Origin of the sequence: Dactylosporangium darangshiense (assembly GCF_039537565.1) — a bacterium.
Lineage (GTDB): Bacteria > Actinomycetota > Actinomycetes > Mycobacteriales > Micromonosporaceae > Dactylosporangium > Dactylosporangium darangshiense.
This window is the reverse complement of record NZ_BAABAT010000024.1, coordinates 59,850-82,599: the sequence shown is the minus strand read 5'-3', so window position 1 is coordinate 82,599 and position 22,750 is coordinate 59,850. Positions and strand designations below refer to the sequence as shown.

Genomic DNA, 22,750 nt, shown 5'->3' with positions numbered 1-22,750 from the left:
CCAACAGGCACTAAGCCTCGATCCACCGACCAACGGTGACGTTGTGCGATGAGAGGGTATGAGAAATGCCCTCTGACCTGGAAGGATGGGGGTTCTCTACGCTTCCATGACCCCGGTCGAGAGGGCATCTCGTAGGTGCGATTGTTGCATGCTCGCCGCGCGGTGGACGTGGTGTTCGACGAGGCGAATCTGGTGTCGTGTGCTGGGCTGGTTCCGGTGATGGGCCTGGCCGAGCAGGTTGATCTGGCCGGGCTGGTCGGGGCTCGGGTGCGTCCGGACCTGTCCACGGGGTCGAACCCGGGCGGCAAGGCCGCCGCGGTCGTGGCCGGGATGGCTGCGGGCGCGGACAGCATCGACGACCTGGACGTGTTGCGGCACGGCGGGATGGCCACGCTGTTCGCAGGGGTGTACGCGCCCTCGACGCTGGGTTCGTTCCTGCGGTTCTTCACCTGGGGCCACGCCCTGCAGGTGGAGGCCGCGGCCCGGGACCTGCTGACCGCCCTCGCTGTGCGCGCGCCGCTGCTGCCCGACGCGGCGAGGCAGGCGTACGTCGACGTGGATTCGTTGCTGCGGCGGGTCTACGGCCACGCCAAGCAGGGCGCCGGGTTCGGCCACGCCAAGGTCGGCGGCTACAGCGTACGACTGCGTGGCCTGTCCCCGCTGGTCGCCACGATCAGCACCGCCGCGGCGGCGCCGGTGATCGCCGCGACCCGGCTGCGTGGCGGCAACGCAGGCTCCGCCCGCGGCGCGGCATCCCTCGTACGGCAGGCGATCGCCACCGCGCGGGCGTGCGGCGCCACCGGCCGGGTCCTGGTCCGCGCCGACTCGGCGTTCGGCTCCGGCCCGGTGGCCACCGCCTGCCGCAAGGCCGGGGCGAACTTCTCGCTCACCCTGCAGTCCAACCCCAAGCTCCGCGCCGCGATCGCCGGCATCGACGAGCAGGCGTGGACGCCGGTGCGTTACCCCGGTGCCGTGTTCGACGAGGACACCGGATGCTGGATCTCCGAGGCCGAGGTCGCCGAAACGGTCTACACCGCGTTCGAGACCACCCGCCACAAGGTCACCGCCCGCCTCGTCGTTCGCCGGGTCAAGGAACGCAACCCCGCCCCCGAAGGCCAGGAGGCGTTGTTCCCGTTGTGGCGGTATCACACCTTCCTCACCGACACCACCGAGTCCACCGTGGACGCTGATCTGACCCACCGCGGTCACGCCGTCGTCGAGCAGGTCTTCGCCGACCTCATCGACGGACCCCTCGCGCATCTGCCCTCGGGCCGGTTCGCCGCCAACGCCGCCTGGCTGAGTCTGGCCGCGATGAGCCACAACCTGCTGCGCGCCGCCGGCTGCCTGACCAGCCCCCGCTACGCCACCGCCCGGGCCGCCACCATCCGCCGGCAACTGATCACCATCCCGGCCCGGCTGGCCCACCGCGCCCGCCGCCTCATCCTGCACCTGCCCGCCCACTGGCCCTGGCAGCAGCCCTGGCAGACCCTCTTCGACCGAGTCCACGCACCACCCGCCACAGCCTGACCCCGGCCAACCGCCCACCCGGGCCCGACCACCGCCACGGAGGACGCCGGACCGCCCGGCAGGTCCACCACACCCACCGACCACCTCAATCAGCATGCATCGATGCAATACCCGGCGACACGTGCACACCAGGGTCAATCGGTGGATCCAGGCTAAGGCGGTGTTCACCGCCAGCTGCTGGCTCAGCGCCAACGCGTGCTGCGGATCGCTGGGCCAGCGGCCGGCCGGCACCGCGTCCGGGGCCGTCGCCGCGAACACCCGGTCGATCCGGTCACGCACGTCGACCCGCCCGGCGACCGGGATCTCGGCCTCGGAACGCAGATACTCGCGCAGCGCGGTGCCGATGTTCCCCTTCGCGGTCTGCTCGGCCACCAGGGCCAGGTCGCTCACGATGAAGCTGTTGAGGAACTCGTGTCCGCTCACGTTGTCGGCGGTCCGGCGGGCCACGACCTGGCTGCTGATGCGGATCTCCGCGCACGACAGCGCGGCGCCGGTGCCCGCCGCGGCCAGGCACTCGCCGAGGTCGTCGCCGTCGAGCACGCGCGGTGTCCAGTCCAAGCCGTCATCCTGCGACCCCGCCGGCTCGTAGGTGACCACCTCGCGCCACGCCTCGCCGAACGCCATCGAGGCGTCCTGAAACCGCGACACCCAGTCCACTCCGGGCCCTTCGCTCAGCACCCGGCCGGTGGCCCACGCACAGCTGGAGAGGACCTCCGAGCCCAGGACGGCGCACCCGTCCTCGCCGACGACGAACGCGGCGACGGCGCTCTCCCCGCCCGGGCGTTCGTCGTAGCTGTCCGGGTCCGGTTCCAGCACCCGCGAAAGCACGTCGAACACCTCTTCGAGGCGGTAAATCCCCAAGTAGACGACGTGCCGCCACGCCTGGTTCGGCCGCAGCGCCCGCCGGGCCAGCTCGTGGCCCGGCTCCCACGGGAGCGGCTGGCCAGACCGGACGGCGAACACCAGCTGCTCGCGGTCGACCTTCTCCACCTTCTGCGGGCTGAACATCTCCACTGTCTGCCAGAACTCGAGTACCTGCGCTCGTCTCGCGTCCGCCTGTCGCGTCAACCCCGGCTCCGATCAATCAGCCGCTCCCCAACGGCCCCCGATGTTAGCGGGCCGGGCAACCGCCATCGTCGATGGAAACGAGCCCGGCCCGAAACACCCGCTCAGCTGCGGGAGTCGGCGAGCGCCGCGCCGCAGTTCACCGTCGTGCACAGGTACGGCCAGCTTCTCCGGTAGTCCTCGTTCTTCTACGCACGGACCTCCTCGTCGATGGTGCCGATCACGCGGCTCTCCTTCAGAGTGCGGGGTGGGCAAGCAGCGGCGCCGGCGTCCGGGCCGGGCGCCGCCAGCCGGAGCAGCAGGGTCACCTCGTTGAGCCCGGTCACGACGGCCAGGCGGTCCGGCGGCCGGCGAGTCCTCGAGGACCCGCGGGATCGGCCACATCGTCGGCGGGCGGATGGAATGCCGGCCACACCTGGCGCGACTGCCACGGATACAAGCCGGTGAACTCGGCGAACCGGCGGACCAACGCCAGCCTCGGCTTGATCGTGGCCTCCCGCGACAACCATGACCGCTGCTGCCGCCACCAGCCCTCCAGCATGCCGTCGAACACCGCGCGCTCCGGGTTGAGCTGCACAACACCAGCCGGCAGCACCAGGTACACCGCGCCCGAAGCAGTCAAACCCAGCGAAACCATTGCTCTGCAACAGTTTCCGCGCCTTGCGAATGTTGCATCTGATGCAACAATGGTCAATTACAATACTGGCGGAGTGCATGTATCCGAACCAGGGGATGTTCCGCACCGTCCGGTGGCTGTGGGTCACGTCCACGGAGTGGTGTCCGGGGCTGTGCCTGGACCTCTCGCCGGATAGCCTGTACCTCGTGCCCCCGCCTGAGCCAACACGGTCACAGCTCGATGCAGCGCTGAAGTCGGCCGTCGGGAGGCTTCGGCGCGAAGACCAAGATCTTGAACAAACGACGGAGAGGGTTGTCGCTGCCCGACTGATGATCTATCTCGACTCCGAGCTGGGCCGCCTACCGAATCCCGCAGGATTCCGACTTGACATGGAGTACGAGCGCGCCGGGCACGATCCGAAAGCCTTCGCAGGACGAGGTCCCGGTGGGCACTTTCGCCGCAAGATCGTGCCTGACCTGATCTACCATCGTCGGCTGGATGATGATGGTCTCTATGCCAACCATCTCGCCATCGAGGTGAAGACGCGCCCCACTTCTCGGGAGGGTCACGATCTCGCCAAGTTGGCGTTGCTGACCGGGCGCGTACAGTATGCCTTCGTTAGCTTCCGACCGAACCTCTTGCGGCGCCCGAACCCAGAAGACCCTGTTATGCCGCCGCCGGACCGCCATGTTGTGGTACTGCCGCCGACGATCCGTCCGTACACATTCGGCGCATTCCTGCGCCTGCACCTCGACGATGCCTTCGTCGAATGGGTCTAGCTGAATGTAGGTTCTCGTTCTTGTTGTCCCGCTGAACGCCGCTGATTTGGGGCTGCGTCGCGTTTCTCAGCGTTTTGTCCCGACCGTTGTTCTCAGCGATCTGTCCATTTCTTCGGAGCAGAGGCTGGCGCAGTCGATGGGGCCAGGATGGTTGGGCAGGGTTGACGGAAACGCTGCGGTGGGTTGGGTTGATCGTGGCGTTGCCGGTAGCGGTTCGCGGCGTCGCATGACCCAGATCAGGCGGCGTGGCGTCAGAGAGTCGGGCCGGTGTGATTGGCCTTGCGCGGTGTGCCGTCTGGGCGAGGTATGTGCAGGGCGGTGGGCTGACCGCCGAGCTGCGGGCCTTCCGTGAGCAGCTGCGGATGCAGGCCGCCGAACGATCACCCGGCCCCGGCGCACATCGCGTCACCGATTCACCTCGGGTAATGGCGCGCGACCTGTGACGGCGTGCGCTCGTCGAGGCTCGCCGCCTCGACGCTTGGCCACCGGTTCGCCCACCGCCGTCGAAATGATCCGCACGGCTGCCCACATCGAGTCAGTCAACGGTCGTCGGTACCGCAACCTGGTGCGGTACCGACGCCTGAGTGTCGACGATCTGGCAGGTCAGGTGACCCCGATGTCTAGGTGGAAGTGGCCGAGCTTGATCGTGAGCGAGGCGCCGCCGAGGCGGTAAACGAGCAGCGCCAACAGGATGATCACCAAGATGCAGACGACGACCCAGATCAAGGACCATACGAACCCTGGGATCCCGTAGCGACCGACGCGAGCCATTAGGCTCGCCTCCTTGCAGTCAGCGCTGCAGCGCGCACTGCCACGCGTGGGCGTGGCGGCTGTTGGGAATTACGCCCGATGCTAGCGGACGTCTCCATACGGCCTCCTTCATTGAGATGTCTGCGGAATTCCCTATCGAGGCGCGCGTCAAACGAGATGTCTCATGAGACTGGCAGGGCAGCAACCGGCAGGTCACCGGCTCCATCGCGAACACGTCCAGGCTTTGGGTGTCCAGGATGACGTATTCGCCCGGCCGGGTCGCCCGCAGCCGCCCGTACACCCCCTTCGGACGGTCCGCGATCGAGCGGCGCCCCTTCGCGCTGCCCCGCACCGCGTTGGTGCCCTTGGCCAGCCGGGTCAGCTGCCGGTACGCGGTCGCCGGTGACGGCCGGGGAACGACCCCGGCGCCGTACTGCTCGTCCAGCCGGGCGTCGACCAGCTGCAGCAACGCGCTCGTGGTCGGGGTCGACGCCGGGACCAACTCCGCCATCACCACCCGACACGCCTGCTCCCACCGGGGATCCACTGTGGACCCGACGCGCCGGAGTAGCTTCTCATCGATATGTCCCATGGGACAGAACGTGGACATCTCTTTTGAAAATGGGCCATGTTATTTGAGAACCTACACTGAAATTAATCTTCAACGATCCGCCTGATGGCTGCGACCTGCGCCGACCATGCCGCCAACTTGCTGATCTTGACGACGTCGCCTGTGTGTGGGGCCTGGACGATGAGTCCTTGGCCGATGTACATGCCGACGTGGCCGGGGCGTGTCCGAGTGCCTTGGCTTCCGGGGATGAGCACGAGGTCGCCGGCGCGGATGGCGTCGAGTGAGGGAACGGCCGTGCCGGCGTTGACTTGTTCGCCGGTGGTGCGGGGGATGCTGATTCCGGCGGCGCGGTAGGCGCCTTGCATAAGGGACGAGCAGTCGCATTGGTGGGCGGGGATGCCCGAGTGGGCGGCTGTGCAGTCGCCGCCGTAGTGGTATGGGGTGCCGAGCTGCTGCAGGGCCCAGCCGATCGCGGTGACGACGGCGGGTGGGGTGTCGGCGGGGAGGGTGAATCCATCGGGGAGGCCGGGTCCATTGCCGCCGCCGGTGTCGCCGTCGCCGCCGTCGATGGCGCAGGTGAGGTCGGTGACGCCGAGCTGCCCGCCGGGGTCGCCGCCGACGGCGGCGACGACCTGGGAGGCGTCGTCCTCGAACTGCGCGTACCGGTCCGGGTAGCCGGAACGCTGGACTGCTTGCGCGGCCTGGGCGATGGGCAGCTGGTCCCAGCTTGGGACCGTGACGAGTTTGTCGTAGAACCTGCTGGCGGCATAGCGGGGGTCGAGGAGTTGCTCGGCCGTGCCCCACCCTTGGCTGGGGCGTTGCTGGAAGAGACCGACGGAGTCGTGGTCGGTGGGGTTCGGGGTGTTGCGCAGCGACGATTCCGTCATCGCGGTGGCGACGGCGATGACCTTGCCGCGGGTGGTGATGGCGTGGGCGGCGCCGACGGCGACGATCGTCGCGGCGTTGCCGACCTGCTCTGCGTCCCACCGCCCGACCTGCCGCCCGCCGGCGGGGCCGTCCGAGGTCGTCGGGTCGCCGGACGTGGTGGTGTCGCCGATGGTCGTGGCGCAGGCGTAGGCGGTGTCGGGGGTGAGGATCGCGGCCAGGGCGCCACAGCCGATGACGACGGCAGCGACGGCCCCGAGCGTGACGATGATCCATCGGCTGCTGGTGCGGCGGCTCATGCCGGGGCTCCGGGTTGGACGTCGTCGACGAGCCAGCGGCCGCCGGTACGGATGACGGTGACCTGGACGGTGCCGCCGCGCACGGAGACGACGAGGACCGCGCTGTCCGGGGTGGCGGTGAGCACCACTGCATCCGACGGACCGGCCGCGGTCGCGGTTGCCGACGACCCGGCCGGGACGCGGGCTGGGTCGACGGTGGCCAGGAGGGCGGCGTAGCGGGGTGTCGCCGCGGGGGTGACGGCGGCGAGCCAGGTGGGCGGATCGAGGTTCGGGCGGGCCCAGAGGGCGACGAATCGGACGGCCGCAATCGTCGCGGCCGGGTCGGCCGAGGCTGGGACCGCCGCGATCGTGTGGGTGGTCTGTGCCGGGTTTCCGGTTGCCGGTCGGCTGGTCGTTGATGGGTTGCCGGTGTGGGTGGTGGGGCTGCTGCAGCCGGCCGTGCCGGTGATCAGCAGCGCGAGGAGCGTGGCGATACGGGTGCGGATCATGGCGCCTCGTCGGGTGCGGGTGGCGGCGGCCAGCCGTCGACCGCCTTGTCGAGCAGCCGGCCGAGGTGGTGGACGGTGCGCCGCAGGTCGGCGAGGGCGGCGGTGCGCTGCTCCGGGACGGCGGCGACCGCTCGGCGGGCTTGGCGGGTGATCTCAGCGGCGTGCCGGTCGAGCCAGTCAACAGCGCTGTGGTGGTCCGCGGCGCCGGTGGCCGGGCCGGTGTGTGGCGCTCGCCGGTCGGTGCCGTGGCGGGCGTTCGGCGTTCGCGGAGCGGTGGCCGCAGGCATTAGGCGTCCAGGTCCGGTGCCTGCGCGGCGCGGGCACGGTCCTGTTCGTAGGACTCTTCGAGCTCCCGTTCCTCGGCGGCGATCTGCTCGATGAGGCCGCGCTCACGCTCTGCGCGGAGTTCTTCCTCGTTCATGGCGTTCTCCTTCGGTCCGGTCTGGTCTGCCTTCTGCCGGGCTTCGTCGCGGGCGTTGCGGTAGGTTTCGATCCGGTCGTGGGTCCACGTCGCGGTCGCTCGGATGTCGCGGTTGGCGATACGGGCCTCCTGCACGAGTGCGGCCCAGGTGGTCTCGCTGGTGACCGGTGCTGGCCTGGTCATGTCTCGTCACCGCCAGCGGATGGCGTGCCATCCGCGCCCTGCGATCCGGCCGGGGTGGGGCTGAAGGCGGGCAGCGGGCGGGACCGGCCGTCGGCTTCGGCGGTGTCGAGGGCGGCGTCACGCCAGCTGGGCCGCCACTGCAGGTCGATGCGGCGGGGGTGGTGATCGCCGTTGCGGCACCGTGTCGGTTCATCCCAGTCGCGGATGCGGGCGCGGGTGCGGGCGAACGCTTCGAGCCAGCGCAGCGGGGCGTCACCGGCGGCGCGCGGATCGTAGGCGCCGTGCCAGGCAGCGGCGAGGGCGGCGAGTTCGTCGACGAGGGCTGGGTGCTGGTGCCAGCAGGCCGGGAGTTCCTCGGTGAGTTCGTAGCGGGCGACGAGCCAGCCGACCCAATCGATGAGCCAGACCCACAAGGTGGCGGCGGTGGACCGGTCGAGGCGATGCCAGCGCAGGTCGGCCGGCGCGCCGGAACGATTGGCGGGCCCGCCAGCCGCGCGGATCTCGTCACGGAGCCGGAAGTGGTCCTCGGCGAGGGCTGCGACGGTGTCGTGGAGTTCGGCAAGGCCGTCAGTGAGCAGCGCGATCGTTTCCAACGCGTCGCCAGACTCCCCGATGATGGTGGTGGGGTCGTTCGGTGTTCCGCGCGGGTCGGCGGGCTGCGTCGCCTCGACGGGGTCGGGCTGGTGCGGTGGTGTGCTCATGCTGCGGCTGCCTTGGCGATTCGGGCCTGGAAACGGTCGCGGTCGGCAGTGCGCTCGGCGGCGTCGCGTCGCTCGTACCAGGCCGGCACGGCGATTTCGATCGGGGGGAGGTTGCCGACGAGGGCGAGCGCGCGGCCTTCCGGCAAGGTGCGCAGGTCGGCGAGGTCGATGAGGTGTTCGCGGCGGACGCTTTCGGACACCGAGGCGCGGCCGCCGCCCCACGAGTGCGAGGAGGAGACTTCTTGGACCTGCCCGGCGAGCGCTTGGGCGTCGCGGAGACCCTGCACGTCGGAGGATCCGCCGATGAGCAGCCGGGCGTTCGCGGACGCGTCGATGGCCCGGCCGGCCTTGTCGCCCCAGCGTTCAAGAAGCTGCTGAGTGTTCTGGCAGTAGACGTCGACGGCAATGCCGGAACCGCCGCCCTCGGTCATCAGCGACGGCAGCGAGCCGAGCGGGGCGACGTTGGCGATCTCGTCGCCAACGAAGTACAGGCACGGTTCGATTCGCCCGCCAGGGGCAGTGAGCGCGATCCGTTTCGCCTGGTAGAGCAGGTCTTCGATGACGGCGGTGAGGAGCGGCGCGATGAGGGCCTGGGCGTCGCGGGTGCCGACCAGGTAGAGGGTGCCGGACTGGGCGAGCCAGTCGACCGGGTTGAACTGCTGCCCCCGCGGCGGCGAGCACGCGGCCAATACCCGGGGGTCGTTGAAAGCGTCGAGCGCGCCGGATACGACGGATTGGATGGTGTCGCGGGCGCGGCCGGTGGTTTCGCGGTGCCGGGCGAGGCGGTCGGCCCAGCTGTGCACGCCGTGGTGGCGCAGCATCCGTTCCGGCCGGGCGTTGGAGGGGTTCTGGCTCCAGGCGAGGACGTCGACCATCGTGGCGTGCTCGTCGAGCGCGGCGGCGCGCAGGAAGCCGCGGATGAGGCTGGCGGCCTGGTCCTGGAAGTATTTACCGTTCTCGACGTTGTCGGCGCCGACCCCGGACCCGGACGCGAAGCCCTGCGCGCGCAGCATCGCGACGATGGGATCATCGGCGCCTTCGATCGGCGACCACCGCATCCTCGGTACACCCGGGATTTCGCCCTGTGGTTCGAAGATGTGCGTGGGGCCGATCCGGGCCCGGTGCTCGAAGGTGACGCTGGCGACGTCGAGTCGGGTGCTGGTGGAGATGACCGCGCCGCGGGCGTCGAGCACGCGCGGGATTACATAGCGGGTGGTCTTGTTCCCGAACCGGGCGACCGCCGTGGCCAGCAGCGTGTATTCGTTGGCGAGGTAGAGCGGGTCGCCGGTGACGGCGTCGTGGCCGAGAAGCCGGCCGACTTCGTGTGGGTCGCCGCGCCGGGCGTTCTTCGCCGCGATGGCCTGCAGGGTGTCCCGATCGCGTATGGTCAGGCCGGGCCGGACGATGTCGGCCCGGCCGAGCACCGCCTCGGCGGACAGCAGCTTGTTTGCGTCGTCGTGACGGGCGAACCCGGCGCGGCGCCGGTGCCGCAGCGCCAGCCAGACCGCGCCGGCCTCGCTGGCCAGATGGTGCATGAGCAGCAGCGTCCACAGTGGATACAGCAGCCACAGTGGTGGCTGGTCAATGCGGGCCTCGGCAGGCCAAGCGTCGGACGGATGGTGCAGGTGCCCGGCGAGGCGCAGCGCGATCCCGAGCGCGTCGCCTGGGGTGCTGTCGGGCCAAGTTGCGTGGGTGAGGAGTCCGCCGAGTTGCCCGGCGAGCCACAGTGTCCACATGAGGGTGGCGGTGACGACGGCGAGGAAGGCGATCATCGCGACCCGCACGATGAGGTCGGCTCGGGGTAGCCCCTGGCGGGGCATGCCGTGGCCGGGCGCGGACAGCGGTGGGCGGCGCATCACTCGGCCCGCCTGCTGGTGACGGCCACACTTGCGCCGGCGTCGGCACCAACGGCGGCTGAGCGGGTGGTGGTGGCTGGTCGGGCGACGTGGCCGGTGAACGCGGCTTCGATGCGGGACTCGGCGTCGCTGGCGTGCTCATCGGTGTCGGGGAGGGCCTCCATCTGGCTGTCGGTGTGGACCATGGCCTTCTCGATGGAGGACAGCTGGTGGCGCACGACGTACGAGCGGGTACCGATCTTCCACAGGGCGACGCCTTGGCGGAACAGGGGCAGCAGGTTGGTTTCGGTGTCCGTGGCGCCGAGGAACTCGCGCGCCGCTTCGAGGGAGCCTGGCTCCTGGCCGTACGAAATCCGCACGCCGGAGTCTTCGATGAGGCCCCGGGCGATGCGGACGGCTTCGCTATCGCCGTCGCCGATCGCGGCCAGGTCGGAGAAGCGGTGGAAGCCAAGCGCGTTGCCGATGCCGAGCGCCCGGGCGAGTTTGAGCTGTTCCCGCATCCTGCGGATGAGCGGCAGGTGCCGGGCGATGAGCGCGAACTCGTCGTAGATGCACAGCCGGGCGCCGGCGTCGGGCCGCGACAGTTCGGCTTCCAGCCAGGACTGGGCGCAGGTCGTCGCCATGGCGGTGAGCTGGTCGGAGGTGCGGATGTCGGCCAGGTCGAGCACCGCGCCGGGCTGATTGAAGTCGAGCCGGGCGAAGGTGGTGGTGTCGTCGCCGTCGAACGTGCCGCCGAGCGCCCCACGGATCAATCGCTCGAGGGCGAGCCGGACCCGGCGGGAGTCGGCGATGAACGTGTCGAGCGGATAGGCGAGGTCGCGCAGGCGGTGCTGCCAGCGGACCGGTTCGCCCATCGCCGCCAGGACCAACGACAGGGTGGGGGTGCCCTGCCGGTCGGGGCCGGTGCCGTCGTCGGCGCGGACGACGGCGTCGACGGCGTATTCGACGAGGGAGCGTTCCGCCTCGCTCAGCGGCCCGCCGAGCTGGATCTCCAGCAGCCCTTCCAGCAGGAGCAGCCGGCGGCTGCGCTGGACCTGCAGCCACTGCGGTACCGGCATGCCCGGGTCGCGGCGGATCCCGGCGAGGGGGTTCATGACGACGCCGCGGCCGGGCCCGATCCGCAGCGGGGTGATCCCGCACAGCCGCGCAAGGGCGCTGTATTCGGAGCGGATGTCGGTGACGTAGAACCGCTGCCCGAACGGCACCCCCCGGAAGGCCAGGGTCTTCAACAATGACGACTTCGCGGTGCCGATCCGGCCGGTGACGACCATGTTCGGCGCCGTCAGCAGCTTCGCCCGGTAGAGCTCGTGCAGGCTGAAGGTGAACCCGCTGCGGGAGTAGACCTCGGTGCCGACGAGCGGGCCGTCGACGGGCAGGCCGCCGTCGGTGACGAACGGGAACACGCTGCACAGCTGGGCTGATGTGCTGACCAGCGGCGGCAGCCGCAGCAGCCACCCGACCCTGCCTGCCGCCGGCCCGTATCCGCCGCGCCGCCCGACTGGCGGCGGGCCGGTGAGTTTGGCCTCCTGCGCGGCGAGCGCGGCCTGTTCGCGGCGGGCCGCCTCCAGCGCGCGGGCGGCGTCGCGGGCCTGGGTCTGGGTGGTGATGAGCTCGCGGAGTGACCCTTCGCGGCGTGGCCGCGGCGTCGGGGGGCGGCGGTGGCGGGTCATGCCGACCATCCGCGCAGCGGCTTGAGGCCGCGGCCGAGCGGCAGCGCCCCGGCGGCGAACGCCTGGTCTTGCTCGCCGTACAACACGACGGCTTCGCAGCCGGCGCGGGACAGGACGCGTTTGGCGGCGCGGGTGTGCCGATCGAGCTCGTCGGGGGTGTCCGTGGTGACGGTGACCAGTAGCTGGTAGCGGTAGCGGACGTGTCCGGCGGCTTGTTCGCGGTCGATCTGGCGCACTGCCTTGGCCTCTTCGTCTTCGCGGGCGGTCCGCACGAGGCGCAGTTTGCGTTTGGTGACCTCGTCGCCGGCGGTGGCGACCTGGTCGCGGCGGGCGGCGAGCTGCGCGAGCGCGGCCGGGACAGGCTGGGCGGTGAGGGTGACGGTGCGCCGGCCGGTGGCCCGGGTGTAGAGCGGGGTGAGCCAGGTCCCGCCGACCGGCTGCCGCGGCATCTGCGCCACCCACAGCGTGCGGGATAGCCCGGAGTCGTGCCGGTAGGTGTCCCAGCCGAGCGTCTCCACGGCGGTCGGCCCGGCCAGTCGTGGTTCGACGCCTGGCTCGACGCCACCGGCCTTGCCCGCCGCGGCCGGGTCAGCGGTCGGTGTGGGGGCGGCGAGGCCGCCGCGCAGGTCGACGGCTTCCTGGTCGGCTGGATCCCAGGCGGTGCGCAGCACCGCCGCGTACCGGCGCAGGCTGAGCCAGCCGTGGGTGGTGACGCCGGCCTCGGCAACGGTGGCGGCGATTCCGGCGAGCCGCTCGAGGATCACCACCCCGATCGCGGTGTCGGTGCCGCCGGCCGCGGCGATCTCCCCGGACAGCCGGGCGATGTCGAACACGACGACGAGGAACGTGTCGTGGCGTTGCCCGGACGGGGCTGCGGTTGCAGTGAGCTCAGCGAGGGAGCGGTAGGCGACGCTTTCGGTTTCCACTGCCCGGGTGGCGAGGTACCGCTGGGCGCGGTTGCCGGTGTCCGGCACGGTGCGGGTCGTCAGCGACCACCGCACCAGCCCCGAGTCGGCGTACTCGGACCCGAGGATGTTCAGCGCCTGGGCCCAGTCGGTCAGGCGGCGGGTCTGCTCGTCGGGGTCGGCGAGGACGAAGTTGTGGCCGGTGCACGCCAGCGCGGCGGTGACGGTCCGCTCGGTGCGGTGGTGCAGCAGCCCGACCTGCGTCACGCCGTCAGCGGCAACCGCAGTCAGCCACCGGTACCCGGCCGCCGCGCCGGGCAGGTCGAGCAGGTCGCCACCGTTGGCGGCGAACACGGCCCCGCGGTAGCGGTCCTGCCGGGTCGCCCGCTGCACCAACGCGCCGGCGACGACGGGCAGCCACTCGGTGATCCGGCGGCCTTTCAGCCGCAGCAACGCCAGGACGATGAGCAGCACCGCCGCGACGAACATGGCGGCCGCGAGCCAGGTACGGCCGGCGGCGATCAGGTTGACACCGATCATCGCGCAGATCAGGCCGACAACCACGCCGCCGATCTGCGACCAGGTGAACCCGAGCACCGCCCCGCGGGTGCTGCGAGGTGGAAATGTGAACCGGACTGACATCGATCCCCCGTCATCTCGAAAATGGGCGGACAGCTACGCGCGTGGCGCCCGGCCTATACGGCGACCACCGCGGCCTCCGCCGCCGTGCCGCCCGCGGCGCCCCCGCCACCACCGGCCGGGACTGGGCCGCCGCCGGACGGCGCGCCACCCGTGGGGCCGGGGCCGGAATCGGGTGGTTCGGGTGGCTGACCGCCGCTGCCGGCGTCCGGCCCATCGCCCAGATCGGAGGGCGGCCCGCCAGCCGGGCCGAGGCCCACCGAGTCCGGACCGGGCTGCGCGCCGTCCGCCGCCCCGCCCTCGGTCCCCTGGGTCGCGCCGCTCCCATCGCCGACCTCGCCGGCCGGGCTGATGCCGGTCGGGACGGCACCATCGCCCTGGGCCGAGTCCGCGACCGCGTCCGGGCGCACGGGCAGCGCGCCGCTCGCGCCGGTCTGCCCCGGTGGCGTCAGCTCACCGGAGCCGACGTCGTGGCGGGCACTATCGGCGGCCGCCTCGACATCGGCGGCCTCGCCGGCGTTCGGCTCGCCGACCGACGTTTCGTCGCCCGGCTCGCCGCCAGCGGCGGCGCCGTCGGCCGGACCGCCGGGCTGGCTCGGATCACCGGGGCGACCGCCGTCCTGCCCGGTCTCCACCGCCTGCGCCGCCTCGTCGACCAGGCCCGGTTCGAGACCGGTCGCCTGCGCCGCACCATCGGTGAGGTCGGTACCGTCGCCCTGGCCGGTGTGCTGCTCCGGGCCCTCCGCGGAACCCTCGCCGGTCTCATCCGCGGGCTCGCCGCCGTCGTCGGGTTCGGCGGGCATGTCGGCGACGTTGGCGTCCATGATCTCCGCGGCATCACCGCCCCCGCCTTGCCCGGCACGGCCGCCAAGGTGGCGCATCGCGGCGTCTGCGCCCAGGCTGGCCAGGTCACCGATACCGGCTGCGGCGGCGCCGACCAGGGCCCGGCTGTTGACGTCCGACAGGTACGCGTCAAAGATCGACATCAGGCGGAGCATCACGCCCGGGCACAGCACCATCAGCCAGATCAGCAGCAGCGCCTGGAGCATGGTGGTCAGGTCGTTGGACCCGTACGCGGCGCGGCTGCCGTAGATCCACAGCAGCACGATGAAGAACTTGGACGCGGCGAGCGCGTTGACGGTCCAAAACCAGGTGCGGGCCCAGGGCCGGGTCTCGTGCATCACCTGTCCGGACATGGCCATGGCACCGAACAGGGCCGCGCCGGTGGTCAGCAGGCCTCGGAACAGCATGATGATGAACAGCAGGACTAGGCCGAGCAGCGCGAACAGGGCGACGAGGAGTACGAGCGCCCCGGAGCCGGCCTGTCCGGCCGGTCCGGACAGGTTGGTCAGCGCGGTCAGCCACAGCGACGCGTCCCAGCCGGCGGCGGCGTTGTGGTCGATGAGGGCGTTCGTGGCCTCGTCCCACGCCGAGGCGATCATCCAGGCGATCCCGCCGGCGAACGTGATGCCCAGGATTGCCCGTACCAGGCCGCCGAGGGTGGCGACTGGGCTCGGGCCGCCCTGCACCCGCAGCCCGTTGATGATCGTCGACCAGCCGAAGTAGAGGAAGACGAGGACCAGCAGGATCCCGGCGGCGGCGTTGTAACTGAAGAAGAACGCGTCGTCCGGATCGCCGATGCTCGACTTGGTCAGCACCAGCTTCGCCAGCTGCGACAGCATGAACCCGACGGCTTGGACGAAGAAGTCGGTGAGGCCCTGGATGCCGGTGCGGATCCCGGCCGCGACGGCGTCTTTGAGCGCTTTCTCGATGCGGCACTGCTGGTCCAGCGGATCGCAGGAATCGCTGATCCCGCCGATGATCTTCGGTGGGCGTAGCGTCTGCACCAGCGCGGGCGCGACGGCGACGCACCGGTCATGCAGTGCGTTCCACGCGGCGGCGTCAGCGGGGTGGTCGACGGCGCGCGCGGTGAACAGGTCGCAGTGCACCAGGTCCGTCGATGCAGCGGTGCCGGCCGAGACGTCGGCGAGGACCGACGGGGTGCCGTCCGCGGGGCGTGTCTCGACGCTGAGCGTGACGGCCTGGCAGATGGCGGTCTCGTCGGCGGTGCGGGTCAGGCTGCAACCGGTCAGCCAGTGCGACGGCGACCCGTCGGGTGGTGTCGGCGTGTAGTGGATCCAGCGCAGGCACCACCGTTGCTGGGCGTCCGGCGCGGCCTGCCCGGCGCAGTCCGTCGTGTCCGGCGCCTGTCCTGGCGCGGACGGTGCCACGGTCGGCGAGCTCGTCGGGGCGGCCGGGTCGGCGGCGGCCGGGTCGGGGCTGAGCACTCCGAGCAGCACTGTGGCTGCCAGGACGGCACCGCATAGCACCGCCAGCGCCCGGGCCGGCCCACGCCAGCCCGCCGCTGCGCGCGGACCCGTAACCGACCAGACCGGTCGCAGACCAGTGCGGTCCGGTCTGGCCGGGCGGCGGGCACGGCGGCGGGGCCGCTGGGCAGCGGCATCGGTGTCGGGCGGCGTTGCCGGCTGTGCAGGCGGACGACGGCCCGCCCGGGCAGTAGCGGGGCGGCTGTGGCGATTGGATGCGGGCGAGCGGGGGATGGTCATGTCGAGGGCACCCAGCTGTCCGGGCCGAAGACCTTCGCCAGGAGTTGACCGTCGCGCCGCGCGGCGGCGTCGGAGGCGCCCGGCGGGACCGGCACCGGAGCGGTGATGGCTGCGATCCGCCAGCCGCTGGCGGTGAGCTGCATGGTGGCGTCGTGGACCAGCCACCCGGCCGCCAGCGTTGGACCCGACCCGTCAGCGGTGCTGGGGTTGCCGGTCGGGCTCGGCGCGAGCGTGGCGCCCGGTGTGGTCGCCGCCGGCGTCCCGGTCGTGGTGCGGGCGCTCGGGCTGCCCGCCGTCGGGTTAGCTGCGCCGCCTTGGTCGGCGCTGGTGCCGAGCAGGACCAGGACGTAGGTCTGGACGTCGACCTTGACGCCGACGGGCAGGGTCGTGGTGTCGGTGGCGTGCGCGGCCCAGACCCGCACGGTGGTGCTCTGCTGGATGGTGGCCGCGTCGCGGGGCACGGCCGGGACGAGCTGCTCGGCGAGGCCGGCCGCGTCGGCGGTGCACAGCCGCCCGGCGAGCGCGATGGCCTGCCGGTGCTCGAGCGTCCCGGCGGCGGTCAGGAGGGTCTCGAACCGGGCCGCGGCATCGCCCGCGCCGCGGGCGGTGGCCGGGTAGCCGACCGGCACCCCATCAACGAGTCGTACCCCGCCACCGGCGCCCGGCCCGCCCGAGTTGCTCGCCGCGCCGCTGTCGGCAGGCAGCAGCCACCGGTCGGTGGCGGCACCCACCGCGAGCAGGAGCACGACCAGCAGCAGCGCGGCGCCGACGCGGCGGCCGGCAGATGGGCTGGCGTGGGCGGGCTTGTAGCTGGCCGGCTTCACGCCGCAGCCTTGATCAGCCAGGCGATGACGCTGGTGGCGGACCCGACGATGAGGGCGACCAGACCGGCCTTCCACATCATCGACTTGCCACGGTCGGAGATGATGTGCGAGCCGAAGATGGGGCCGACGCTGAACGCGATCGCTCCGGCCGCGATGCCGCAGACCGCGGCGACGATGCCCAGGAACAGGGTGGCGTTGGCCAGCTGGTAGAACAGGTCGCTCTTGGGCACGGCGGTCGGGTCGGGATGGACCTTGGACCAGTCGAACCCGCCGTCCGGGTTGGCGCCGCCGGTCGGGTCCGGGGTCGGGGCGAGCAACAACCGTGGACCGGTGATCGGCACCGCTGCCGCGATCCACGCCCCCGCGTTGGACAACATCAGCTCGGCCTCCTTTGCGACTCGGGCGGCGCCGCCTGGTTGGCCGTGGTGGCGGCCTCCATGGCGGCGCCGGTGGTGGTGGGACGCCGGGCCAGGCAGGCCGCGGCGAGTTCGAGCAGCGCTCGGCGGGTGGCGCGGCGGGTCCGGCGCAGGTCGATGGGTTCGGCCCGGGCCAGGTGCGGGTCGTAGGGCACCTGCACGAGCGCGCCGACGCGCCCGGCGGTCTGCCGGCACAGGGCCCGCGCGTCGCTGGGCGGGCTCGGGGCGGTCGCGACCACCGCGACGACGGTGCGGTCCGCGATGCGGTCCAGACCGGCTGCGCGCAGCTGGGTGAGCAGGTGTTGGGTGTGTCGGATGCTGTCCACGCCAGCGCGGGCCACCAAGATCGGTACGTTCACGCCAGCCAGGTACTCCCAGGCCGGCCGTACGTCGGCGACCGGCAGATCCAGCAGCGTCGCGGCGAACAGCGGCCGGAGTCGTTCCACAGCGGTGGTCGTCTCGCGCAGCACCGGCGGACGGCGTGCGGCGGTCCGGGACGGTTCGGCGACCAGCGCACGCAGCCCGGTCGGGCTCGACCGGGTGCAGCCGAGCACGGTGTCCGCGTCGGCGTGGCTGGCAGGGTGTGGCTGGCCGTTGGCGGCGGCCAGGGCGACGACGGCGTCCCAGACGGTGCGGTCACCGTCGTGCACCCGTTCGGTCAGGCCGCCCCAGCTGCGGCAGGTCGCGTCGACGGCTAGGACCAGGCCCGCGGTGGCGCTGGCCAAGACGCCGCCGAGCGCGGCGACGAGGGTGGAGCGGCCGACGCCGCCGTCGGCCGAGGAGACGCCCAGCAACGTCCCGCCGGGCGGCAGCTGCGCGGCGGCCTGCCACAGTCGGTCGATCGTTGGCCCGCCGCCGAACTCGCGGGGCACCATCGGCTGCGCCGCGGCAACGGCGGCGATCGGCAGCGCGACCGGCCTGGCGTCGGCGATGCTCGGGTTGGCGTGGACGGGGGCGGCGGCTGGCGGGACGGCGGTCGCGCGCCGTCCCGCCAGCACGGCGCCCGGCTGCCGTGGCCTGCCGGCGCCGGAGGACGACCGGGCTGCGGCGGTCCGGGCGGTTGCGCGGGGGGCGACGACATCGGGCACCGGTTTCTCCTTGTTGGGTAGCAACGTCACCTGGGATCGGGCCCGTGGTGGGCGTCGACCGGGGACGCGCGGGCGGTCCGGCTGCCCAGGTGTGAGGCCGCGGCGAACGGGGGTGGGTGGTACGCCGCGGCCGCACGGTGGGCGCCGACCTGCCCGGGGCGGTGTCAGCAGGGCGCGCCGGTCAACGGCCGGTGCGGGCCGCCGGGGAGGCACGGCCCGCACCGGCGCGGTCGCTCCGGCCGATCGGCGGCGCGAAGCGGCGCGGGACGACCCGTCACGGAACGGGCCGCCGTGGCGTCGCGCCGGTTCGGCCGCGAACCCCCGTAGCAACCGCGTGGCTGCTGCGACACGGACGAACGCGCGACGATCACAGTTCGACCCTGCCCGCCGGCGACCGTGCCGGGAACGGGCCAAGGGGTGCCGTGCCGTGCCACGTCCACTGTTGACGGTCGCCAGTGGACAGTCTCCGAACGGCGGCGAGGCCGGCACTCCCGGATGCATCGGGTGTGCCGGCCTCGCCGGTGTCGATGTGCTGTTGCCCGCCGTTGCGTCCCCGGCATCGCCCAACGAATGCGCTCGCCGGTCGGGTCCGCGGTGATACCGGGCGCGGCTGATGGTCGGGTTGCACAGGGCCGCCGGGCCGAGTGGCGGACCGCCGTCGGCCTGGGCGCCGGTGGTGCCGGTGTGCGTTAGCCAGTCACTGGGGCATGCGTCTGCCCCGGCGTCGGTACCGGCGCTGCTGACGTGGTACCGCCGCCAGACGGCGCAACGGTCGGGTTCGTGGTCGGCGTACCAGTCGGCCCGGTCGTGGGCGGCGCGCTGCTGGGTCCGCTGGTCGGGCCAGTGCTCGGGCTGGCGCTGAGTGAGGCGGTCGGGCTGCTGCTCGGCGGCGCCGAGCTCGGCTTGCCGGTGGTCGCCGATGGGGTCGGGTTGCCGCCCGGCGCGGCGCAGGTAGCCACGGCGACGTTGATGGTGGCGGCTTCGGTGCCGCTGCCCGCTTTGATGGTGACCCGCATGGCGATGATCGTGACGGAACCGTTGCTGTTGCGGATCTTCACGCCGTGTTCGACGGTGCCTTTCTTGCCCAGCGATCCGGCTGCGGTGCCGGTGACGCTGGAAGTTGCTTCGCCGTTCGTGCACGACGCCGACGCCGAGGACGCCGAGACCAGCCCACCGAAGGCGGTGAAGCCGCTCACGGTCGCGGTGGCCTTCCCGCCGCCGGCGCGAACGGTCGCGGCGCTGACGGTGACGGTGCCGTCGGAGGAGTGCGCGCCACCGCTGGCGGTACGGGTGCTGCCGTCGGTCGAGGTGACCGACGGGGTGGCGCCGATCGGTGCGGCGCCGCTGGCCGAGATGCCGTAGGCGGCGTCGTGGTAAGTGGCGGCGGCGCCGGCGGAGCTGGCCCACAGGGCGAGTCCGAGCGAGCCGCCGGCTGCGACGACGCCGAGCGCGGCGAGACGGCGAACGGTTCTGGTCTGCACGAGCAGCAACTCCTCGAGGTGAAGGGACGTCCCGTATCCGGGCCGGTTGGACCGGTCGGATGGGGCTGGTTGGAGCGGCCGGCGCGTTGCCGGAGTACGCGGGCGCGAGCAAGGGCGCCGTATGGGGTTAGGGGTCGATACGCACGAGGGTGCCCAGCGGCACGCTCGTCAGGGCGGCCAGCGCTGGCGATGGGATGCGCAGGCAGCCGTTGCTGACCGCATGGCCGAAGACGGTGTGGTCGGGCCAGGTGTGCAGGGCCGTAGTCGCGGGCCCGCCGTGGTAGCTGGCCAGGACGGCGCTGTGGGTGCCCAGGGCCAGGATCACCGGCGAAAACGTCTGCGCCGGGTCGTGGATCTGGGCGAGCAGGAACGTCCGGCCGGTCGGTGTTGGTGTCCTCGCCGCGCCGACTGCGATCGTCCACCGGCCGACCGGCACGCCGTCGCGGATCAGAGTCACCGACCTGGTGTGGACGCTGGCGCGGATCTCGTACGGAGTACGGGCGACGTCGACCGCTGTGGCGTCGAGCCACCCGGCGGCGCCGTTGGGCCGATTCGGCAGCAGCACGCGCACCCAGCCTGGTTGCCGGTCAGTAACCGGCAACCAGGTCGTGCTGCCCGCCTGGGTGGTGGGAAGCCGCGCGAAGGGGGTTCCGCCCGGCGTGTCGAAGACCGCGACGGGGGTCCGGTTGTGCACGACGGCGCCGTCGGTCCCGGCTGCCCGGTCGGTGTCGACCGGCGTACCCGGGATGGTGGTGTCGGTCGTAGCCTCGGGCAGCCGGGCCAAGTCCGCCGCGGTGACGTGCGGCACCGAATTCGGCGCCGTGACGGGCACGGCCGCCAGCCCGGACGGTTCCTCGGCGTGGCCGCTGCCCGCGGGCGGTGGCGGCATGGCCGAGGAACGCGCCGGTGGTGCCGGGCGATGCTCCGTGAGGATCACCCCGGCGGTGAGCAGGGCGGCCACGACAGCGACGACGGCGGCGGTGGGCCACACGGTGTGTCTGGCCCGGCGCCCGGTGGCGCGCTGCGGTACCGGCCGCAGATGCTGGCCGGGCTCGCCGGCCGGTGCGGCGCGGTGCCGTTCGAAGTCGCTGTCGTGCCGGGTCATGAGACCAGCGCGGTGAGGTAGTTCGGGCCGGGCGTGCCGAGGCCGGTGACGTGGTCGTAGCCGGGCCCGGTCCGCAGGCTCTGCGGTGCGCCGTCGAGGTCGATGAGGTAGTCCCCGGTCGGCAGGCTGGTACTGATCCCGGGGGTCCAGATCCCGGCGTCAACGTGGCCGACGTCGGTCGTGGCGCCGGTGCCGGCCTTGGCGTACAGGATCGGGGCGGCCAGGCCGATGTCCGCGCCGCCACCGGCGCGGCCCTGCGCGACCGCCGCGAGGGAGGCCAGGATCGGGGTGGCGAGGGAGGTGCCGCCGATCGGGCTGGTCCGGTACTGCCCGCCCGAGCTCCAGCCGATCAGGAACCCGGTGTACGGGTCGGCGAGGCCGGCGATGTCCGGTACGGAGCGGCGGGTGCCGGGCAGGTTCGCCTGCCAGGACGGTTTGTCGAAGTAGCTGGACGCGCCGCCGCCAGCGCCGCCGACCAGGGGCGGGCTGAGCCGCTGCCAGGTGCCGCCCTGCAGCCGGCTCGCGGCGGACTCCCATCCTGTCTGGAAGACCGGCTTGTTGTTCGCGCCGACCCCGGTCGAGGTGCCGCCGACGGCGGTTACCCACGGGCTCGACGCGGGGAACAGCACGCTCCGGCCGGCGGCGCCGTCGACGCCGCTGTTGTCGCCGGTGTCGCCGGACGCGGCGTAGGCACCGACGCCGAGGATCGCGGCGCGGGCCAGGATCGCGTTGTCGGCCTGCAGGAGGTTCTGGTTGTCGGGCTCGCCGACAATCCCCCACGACGCCGAGATGATCGTCGTGTCGATGCTGGGGTCGGCGATCACGTTGGCGACGGTCGTGTCGAGCTTGGTGCAGTCCGGCGCGGCGACGTAAACGATCCGCGCGTCCGGGGCGATGGTGTGCGCGGCCTGCACGTCGAGCGCCTCCTCGACGTTCCAGTTCGCCACATCGCAACCCTCGACAGTGGACGTCGGCGCGTAACTCTTGACCGCGAATCGGTCCGCGGGCAACTGCGGGACGCCGTTCGTGGCGAAGGTCCGGTTCGCGTCGGCGAGGATCGAACTCTGGTGGTAGGCGCCGACGATCACGATCGTCTGCCCGGCCCCGCGGTCGCCAGACCCGAGGCCGTAGATGCCGCGCAGCTGGGCGCCGTTGTAGCCGCAGATCGGGTTGGACTGCCGGCCCGCGGGATACTTCTGCGGGACCGAGCCTTTGTTCCACTCGCCCCAGACGGTCGCGCAGTATTGGCCATCAGCGAGCGGCCGCACGTTCGTCGCCGGACGCACGGACAGCGGCCGGGCGATGGGCGGCGTGAGACCCGTGACGGCCTGCACGTCGGCAGCGACCGTCGCCGGCAACCGCGGCGGCCCGGACGCGGTCAGCGCCCGCACCCCGTGGCGGGTCTGCATGGACAGCTGCACACCGAACGCCGCCCGCGCCGCCCGGGCGGTCCCGGTCAGGGTGAGTCTGGTCCCGGTGTCGTCGAGGCCGCGCACGGCGAACCCAGCGCGGTCGGCCCACGCGGTGACCCGGGCAATCCGGTCCCGGCCGGCGCCGAAGCGGTCGCGCAGCTGCTGGTGGGTGAGGTGGCGGCCGAAGTTGGCGCTCGACGGATCGGCGACGGCCGCAGCGTATGCCTGGACCACGCTGGGATCGGCGCCGGTCAGCGTCAGGGTCACGGTGATCGTCTGATCCGGGGCGACGGCACCGCCGCCACCGGGTGGGATGGGCGTGGCATGCGCAGGGCTGACCGCGACGAGCAGCGCGATGATAGCGCCGCTCGTGACGGCCAACACAGTGCGTGCAAGGCGCATGAGGGGTCGTACTCCTTACTGGCTGGCGCCGGAGAGATCGACAACACCGTTCCTGGGCAGACGGTGCAATGCGAAGATTGGGCTGATACGGTGACGATCA

Annotated in this window: 22 protein-coding genes; 4 read left to right on the top strand and 18 right to left on the bottom strand. The window is 72.1% G+C overall.

Annotation, left to right across the window (positions count from 1 at the left end; all coding sequences use genetic code 11):
- Positions 1-135 precede the first annotated feature (135 nt).
- Together ABD901_RS34710 and ABD901_RS34705 are read left to right on the top strand one after the other, a co-directional pair.
- A complete protein-coding gene (locus tag ABD901_RS34710; RefSeq protein ID WP_345133449.1) occupies positions 136-1,527 on the top strand; it encodes an IS1380 family transposase in 1,392 nt (463 codons plus the stop codon).
- Positions 1,528-1,687: 160 nt separating this feature from the next.
- On the top strand, positions 1,688-2,116 hold the full coding sequence (locus ABD901_RS34705) for a hypothetical protein (protein ID WP_345133448.1): 429 nt from the start codon (positions 1,688-1,690) through the stop codon (positions 2,114-2,116).
- A gap of 664 nt (positions 2,117-2,780) precedes the next feature.
- Here ABD901_RS34705 and ABD901_RS34700 read toward each other — a convergent pair.
- Together ABD901_RS34700 and ABD901_RS34695 are read right to left on the bottom strand one after the other, a co-directional pair.
- Entirely contained in the window at positions 2,781-2,918 is a 138-nt protein-coding gene (locus ABD901_RS34700) for a hypothetical protein (RefSeq protein ID WP_345133446.1), read from the bottom strand.
- Positions 2,915-3,214, bottom strand: coding sequence for a hypothetical protein (locus tag ABD901_RS34695; RefSeq protein ID WP_345133444.1), 300 nt, complete (start codon positions 3,212-3,214; stop codon positions 2,915-2,917). Before ABD901_RS34695 ends, ABD901_RS34700 begins: the two co-directional genes overlap by 4 nt.
- 92 nt (positions 3,215-3,306) lie before the next feature.
- On the opposite strand from ABD901_RS34695, the gene ABD901_RS34690 reads away from it, so the two are divergent.
- Positions 3,307-3,987, top strand: coding sequence for a hypothetical protein (locus ABD901_RS34690; RefSeq protein ID WP_345133442.1), 681 nt, complete (start codon positions 3,307-3,309; stop codon positions 3,985-3,987).
- Positions 3,988-4,590: 603 nt separating this feature from the next.
- Here ABD901_RS34690 and ABD901_RS34685 read toward each other — a convergent pair.
- The 14 genes from ABD901_RS34685 to ABD901_RS34620 form a co-directional block, all read right to left on the bottom strand.
- Positions 4,591-4,713 (bottom strand): hypothetical protein, encoded by a 123-nt coding sequence (locus ABD901_RS34685; RefSeq protein WP_345133440.1) that lies wholly within the window; start codon positions 4,711-4,713, stop codon positions 4,591-4,593.
- Positions 4,714-4,777: 64 nt separating this feature from the next.
- A complete protein-coding gene (locus tag ABD901_RS34680; RefSeq protein ID WP_345133438.1) occupies positions 4,778-5,206 on the bottom strand; it encodes a hypothetical protein in 429 nt (142 codons plus the stop codon).
- A gap of 185 nt (positions 5,207-5,391) precedes the next feature.
- Positions 5,392-6,492 (bottom strand): C40 family peptidase, encoded by a 1,101-nt coding sequence (locus ABD901_RS34675; RefSeq protein ID WP_345133436.1) that lies wholly within the window; start codon positions 6,490-6,492, stop codon positions 5,392-5,394.
- Entirely contained in the window at positions 6,489-6,980 is a 492-nt protein-coding gene (locus ABD901_RS34670) for a hypothetical protein (protein WP_345133434.1), read from the bottom strand. Before ABD901_RS34670 ends, ABD901_RS34675 begins: the two co-directional genes overlap by 4 nt.
- A complete protein-coding gene (locus ABD901_RS34665) occupies positions 6,977-7,267 on the bottom strand; it encodes a hypothetical protein (protein ID WP_345133432.1) in 291 nt (96 codons plus the stop codon). The genes ABD901_RS34670 and ABD901_RS34665 overlap by 4 nt, the downstream gene beginning before the upstream one ends.
- The gene (locus tag ABD901_RS34660) at positions 7,267-7,584 is read right to left on the bottom strand and encodes a hypothetical protein (protein ID WP_345133430.1); all 318 of its coding nucleotides are present in this window, start codon (positions 7,582-7,584) and stop codon (positions 7,267-7,269) included. The genes ABD901_RS34665 and ABD901_RS34660 overlap by 1 nt, the downstream gene beginning before the upstream one ends.
- Complete coding sequence (locus ABD901_RS34655; protein WP_345133428.1) at positions 7,581-8,285, bottom strand: hypothetical protein; 705 nt, start codon at positions 8,283-8,285, stop codon at positions 7,581-7,583. The genes ABD901_RS34660 and ABD901_RS34655 overlap by 4 nt, the downstream gene beginning before the upstream one ends.
- Positions 8,282-10,141: a type IV secretory system conjugative DNA transfer family protein gene (locus ABD901_RS34650; RefSeq protein WP_345133426.1), complete on the bottom strand. Its 1,860-nt coding sequence runs from the start codon at positions 10,139-10,141 to the stop codon at positions 8,282-8,284. The genes ABD901_RS34655 and ABD901_RS34650 overlap by 4 nt, the downstream gene beginning before the upstream one ends.
- On the bottom strand, positions 10,141-11,811 hold the full coding sequence (locus ABD901_RS34645) for a hypothetical protein (RefSeq protein ID WP_345133424.1): 1,671 nt from the start codon (positions 11,809-11,811) through the stop codon (positions 10,141-10,143). The genes ABD901_RS34650 and ABD901_RS34645 overlap by 1 nt, the downstream gene beginning before the upstream one ends.
- Positions 11,808-13,358 (bottom strand): SCO6880 family protein, encoded by a 1,551-nt coding sequence (locus tag ABD901_RS34640; protein ID WP_345133422.1) that lies wholly within the window; start codon positions 13,356-13,358, stop codon positions 11,808-11,810. Before ABD901_RS34640 ends, ABD901_RS34645 begins: the two co-directional genes overlap by 4 nt.
- 53 nt (positions 13,359-13,411) lie before the next feature.
- Positions 13,412-15,655 carry an ICP22 family protein gene (locus ABD901_RS34635; RefSeq protein WP_345133420.1) on the bottom strand — a complete coding sequence of 748 codons (2,244 nt, stop codon included), beginning with the start codon at positions 15,653-15,655 and terminating at the stop codon, positions 13,412-13,414.
- A 263-nt stretch (positions 15,656-15,918) separates the two neighbouring features.
- Positions 15,919-16,746, bottom strand: a complete 828-nt coding sequence (locus ABD901_RS34630) for a hypothetical protein (protein ID WP_345133419.1) — start codon at positions 16,744-16,746, stop codon at positions 15,919-15,921.
- On the bottom strand, positions 16,743-17,123 hold the full coding sequence (locus ABD901_RS34625; RefSeq protein ID WP_345133417.1) for a hypothetical protein: 381 nt from the start codon (positions 17,121-17,123) through the stop codon (positions 16,743-16,745). The genes ABD901_RS34630 and ABD901_RS34625 overlap by 4 nt, the downstream gene beginning before the upstream one ends.
- Positions 17,123-18,250: a hypothetical protein gene (locus tag ABD901_RS34620; protein WP_345133416.1), complete on the bottom strand. Its 1,128-nt coding sequence runs from the start codon at positions 18,248-18,250 to the stop codon at positions 17,123-17,125. Before ABD901_RS34620 ends, ABD901_RS34625 begins: the two co-directional genes overlap by 1 nt.
- 807 nt (positions 18,251-19,057) lie before the next feature.
- Here ABD901_RS34620 and ABD901_RS34615 point away from each other — a divergent pair.
- Positions 19,058-19,612: a hypothetical protein gene (locus ABD901_RS34615; RefSeq protein WP_345133414.1), complete on the top strand. Its 555-nt coding sequence runs from the start codon at positions 19,058-19,060 to the stop codon at positions 19,610-19,612.
- Between the two features lie 246 nt (positions 19,613-19,858).
- On the opposite strand, the gene ABD901_RS34610 is transcribed toward ABD901_RS34615, so the two are convergent.
- Both ABD901_RS34610 and ABD901_RS34605 read right to left on the bottom strand, forming a co-directional pair.
- Positions 19,859-20,836: a L,D-transpeptidase family protein gene (locus ABD901_RS34610; protein ID WP_345133412.1), complete on the bottom strand. Its 978-nt coding sequence runs from the start codon at positions 20,834-20,836 to the stop codon at positions 19,859-19,861.
- On the bottom strand, positions 20,833-22,650 hold the full coding sequence (locus ABD901_RS34605) for a S53 family peptidase (RefSeq protein WP_345133410.1): 1,818 nt from the start codon (positions 22,648-22,650) through the stop codon (positions 20,833-20,835). The genes ABD901_RS34610 and ABD901_RS34605 overlap by 4 nt, the downstream gene beginning before the upstream one ends.
- Positions 22,651-22,750: the final 100 nt, after the last annotated feature.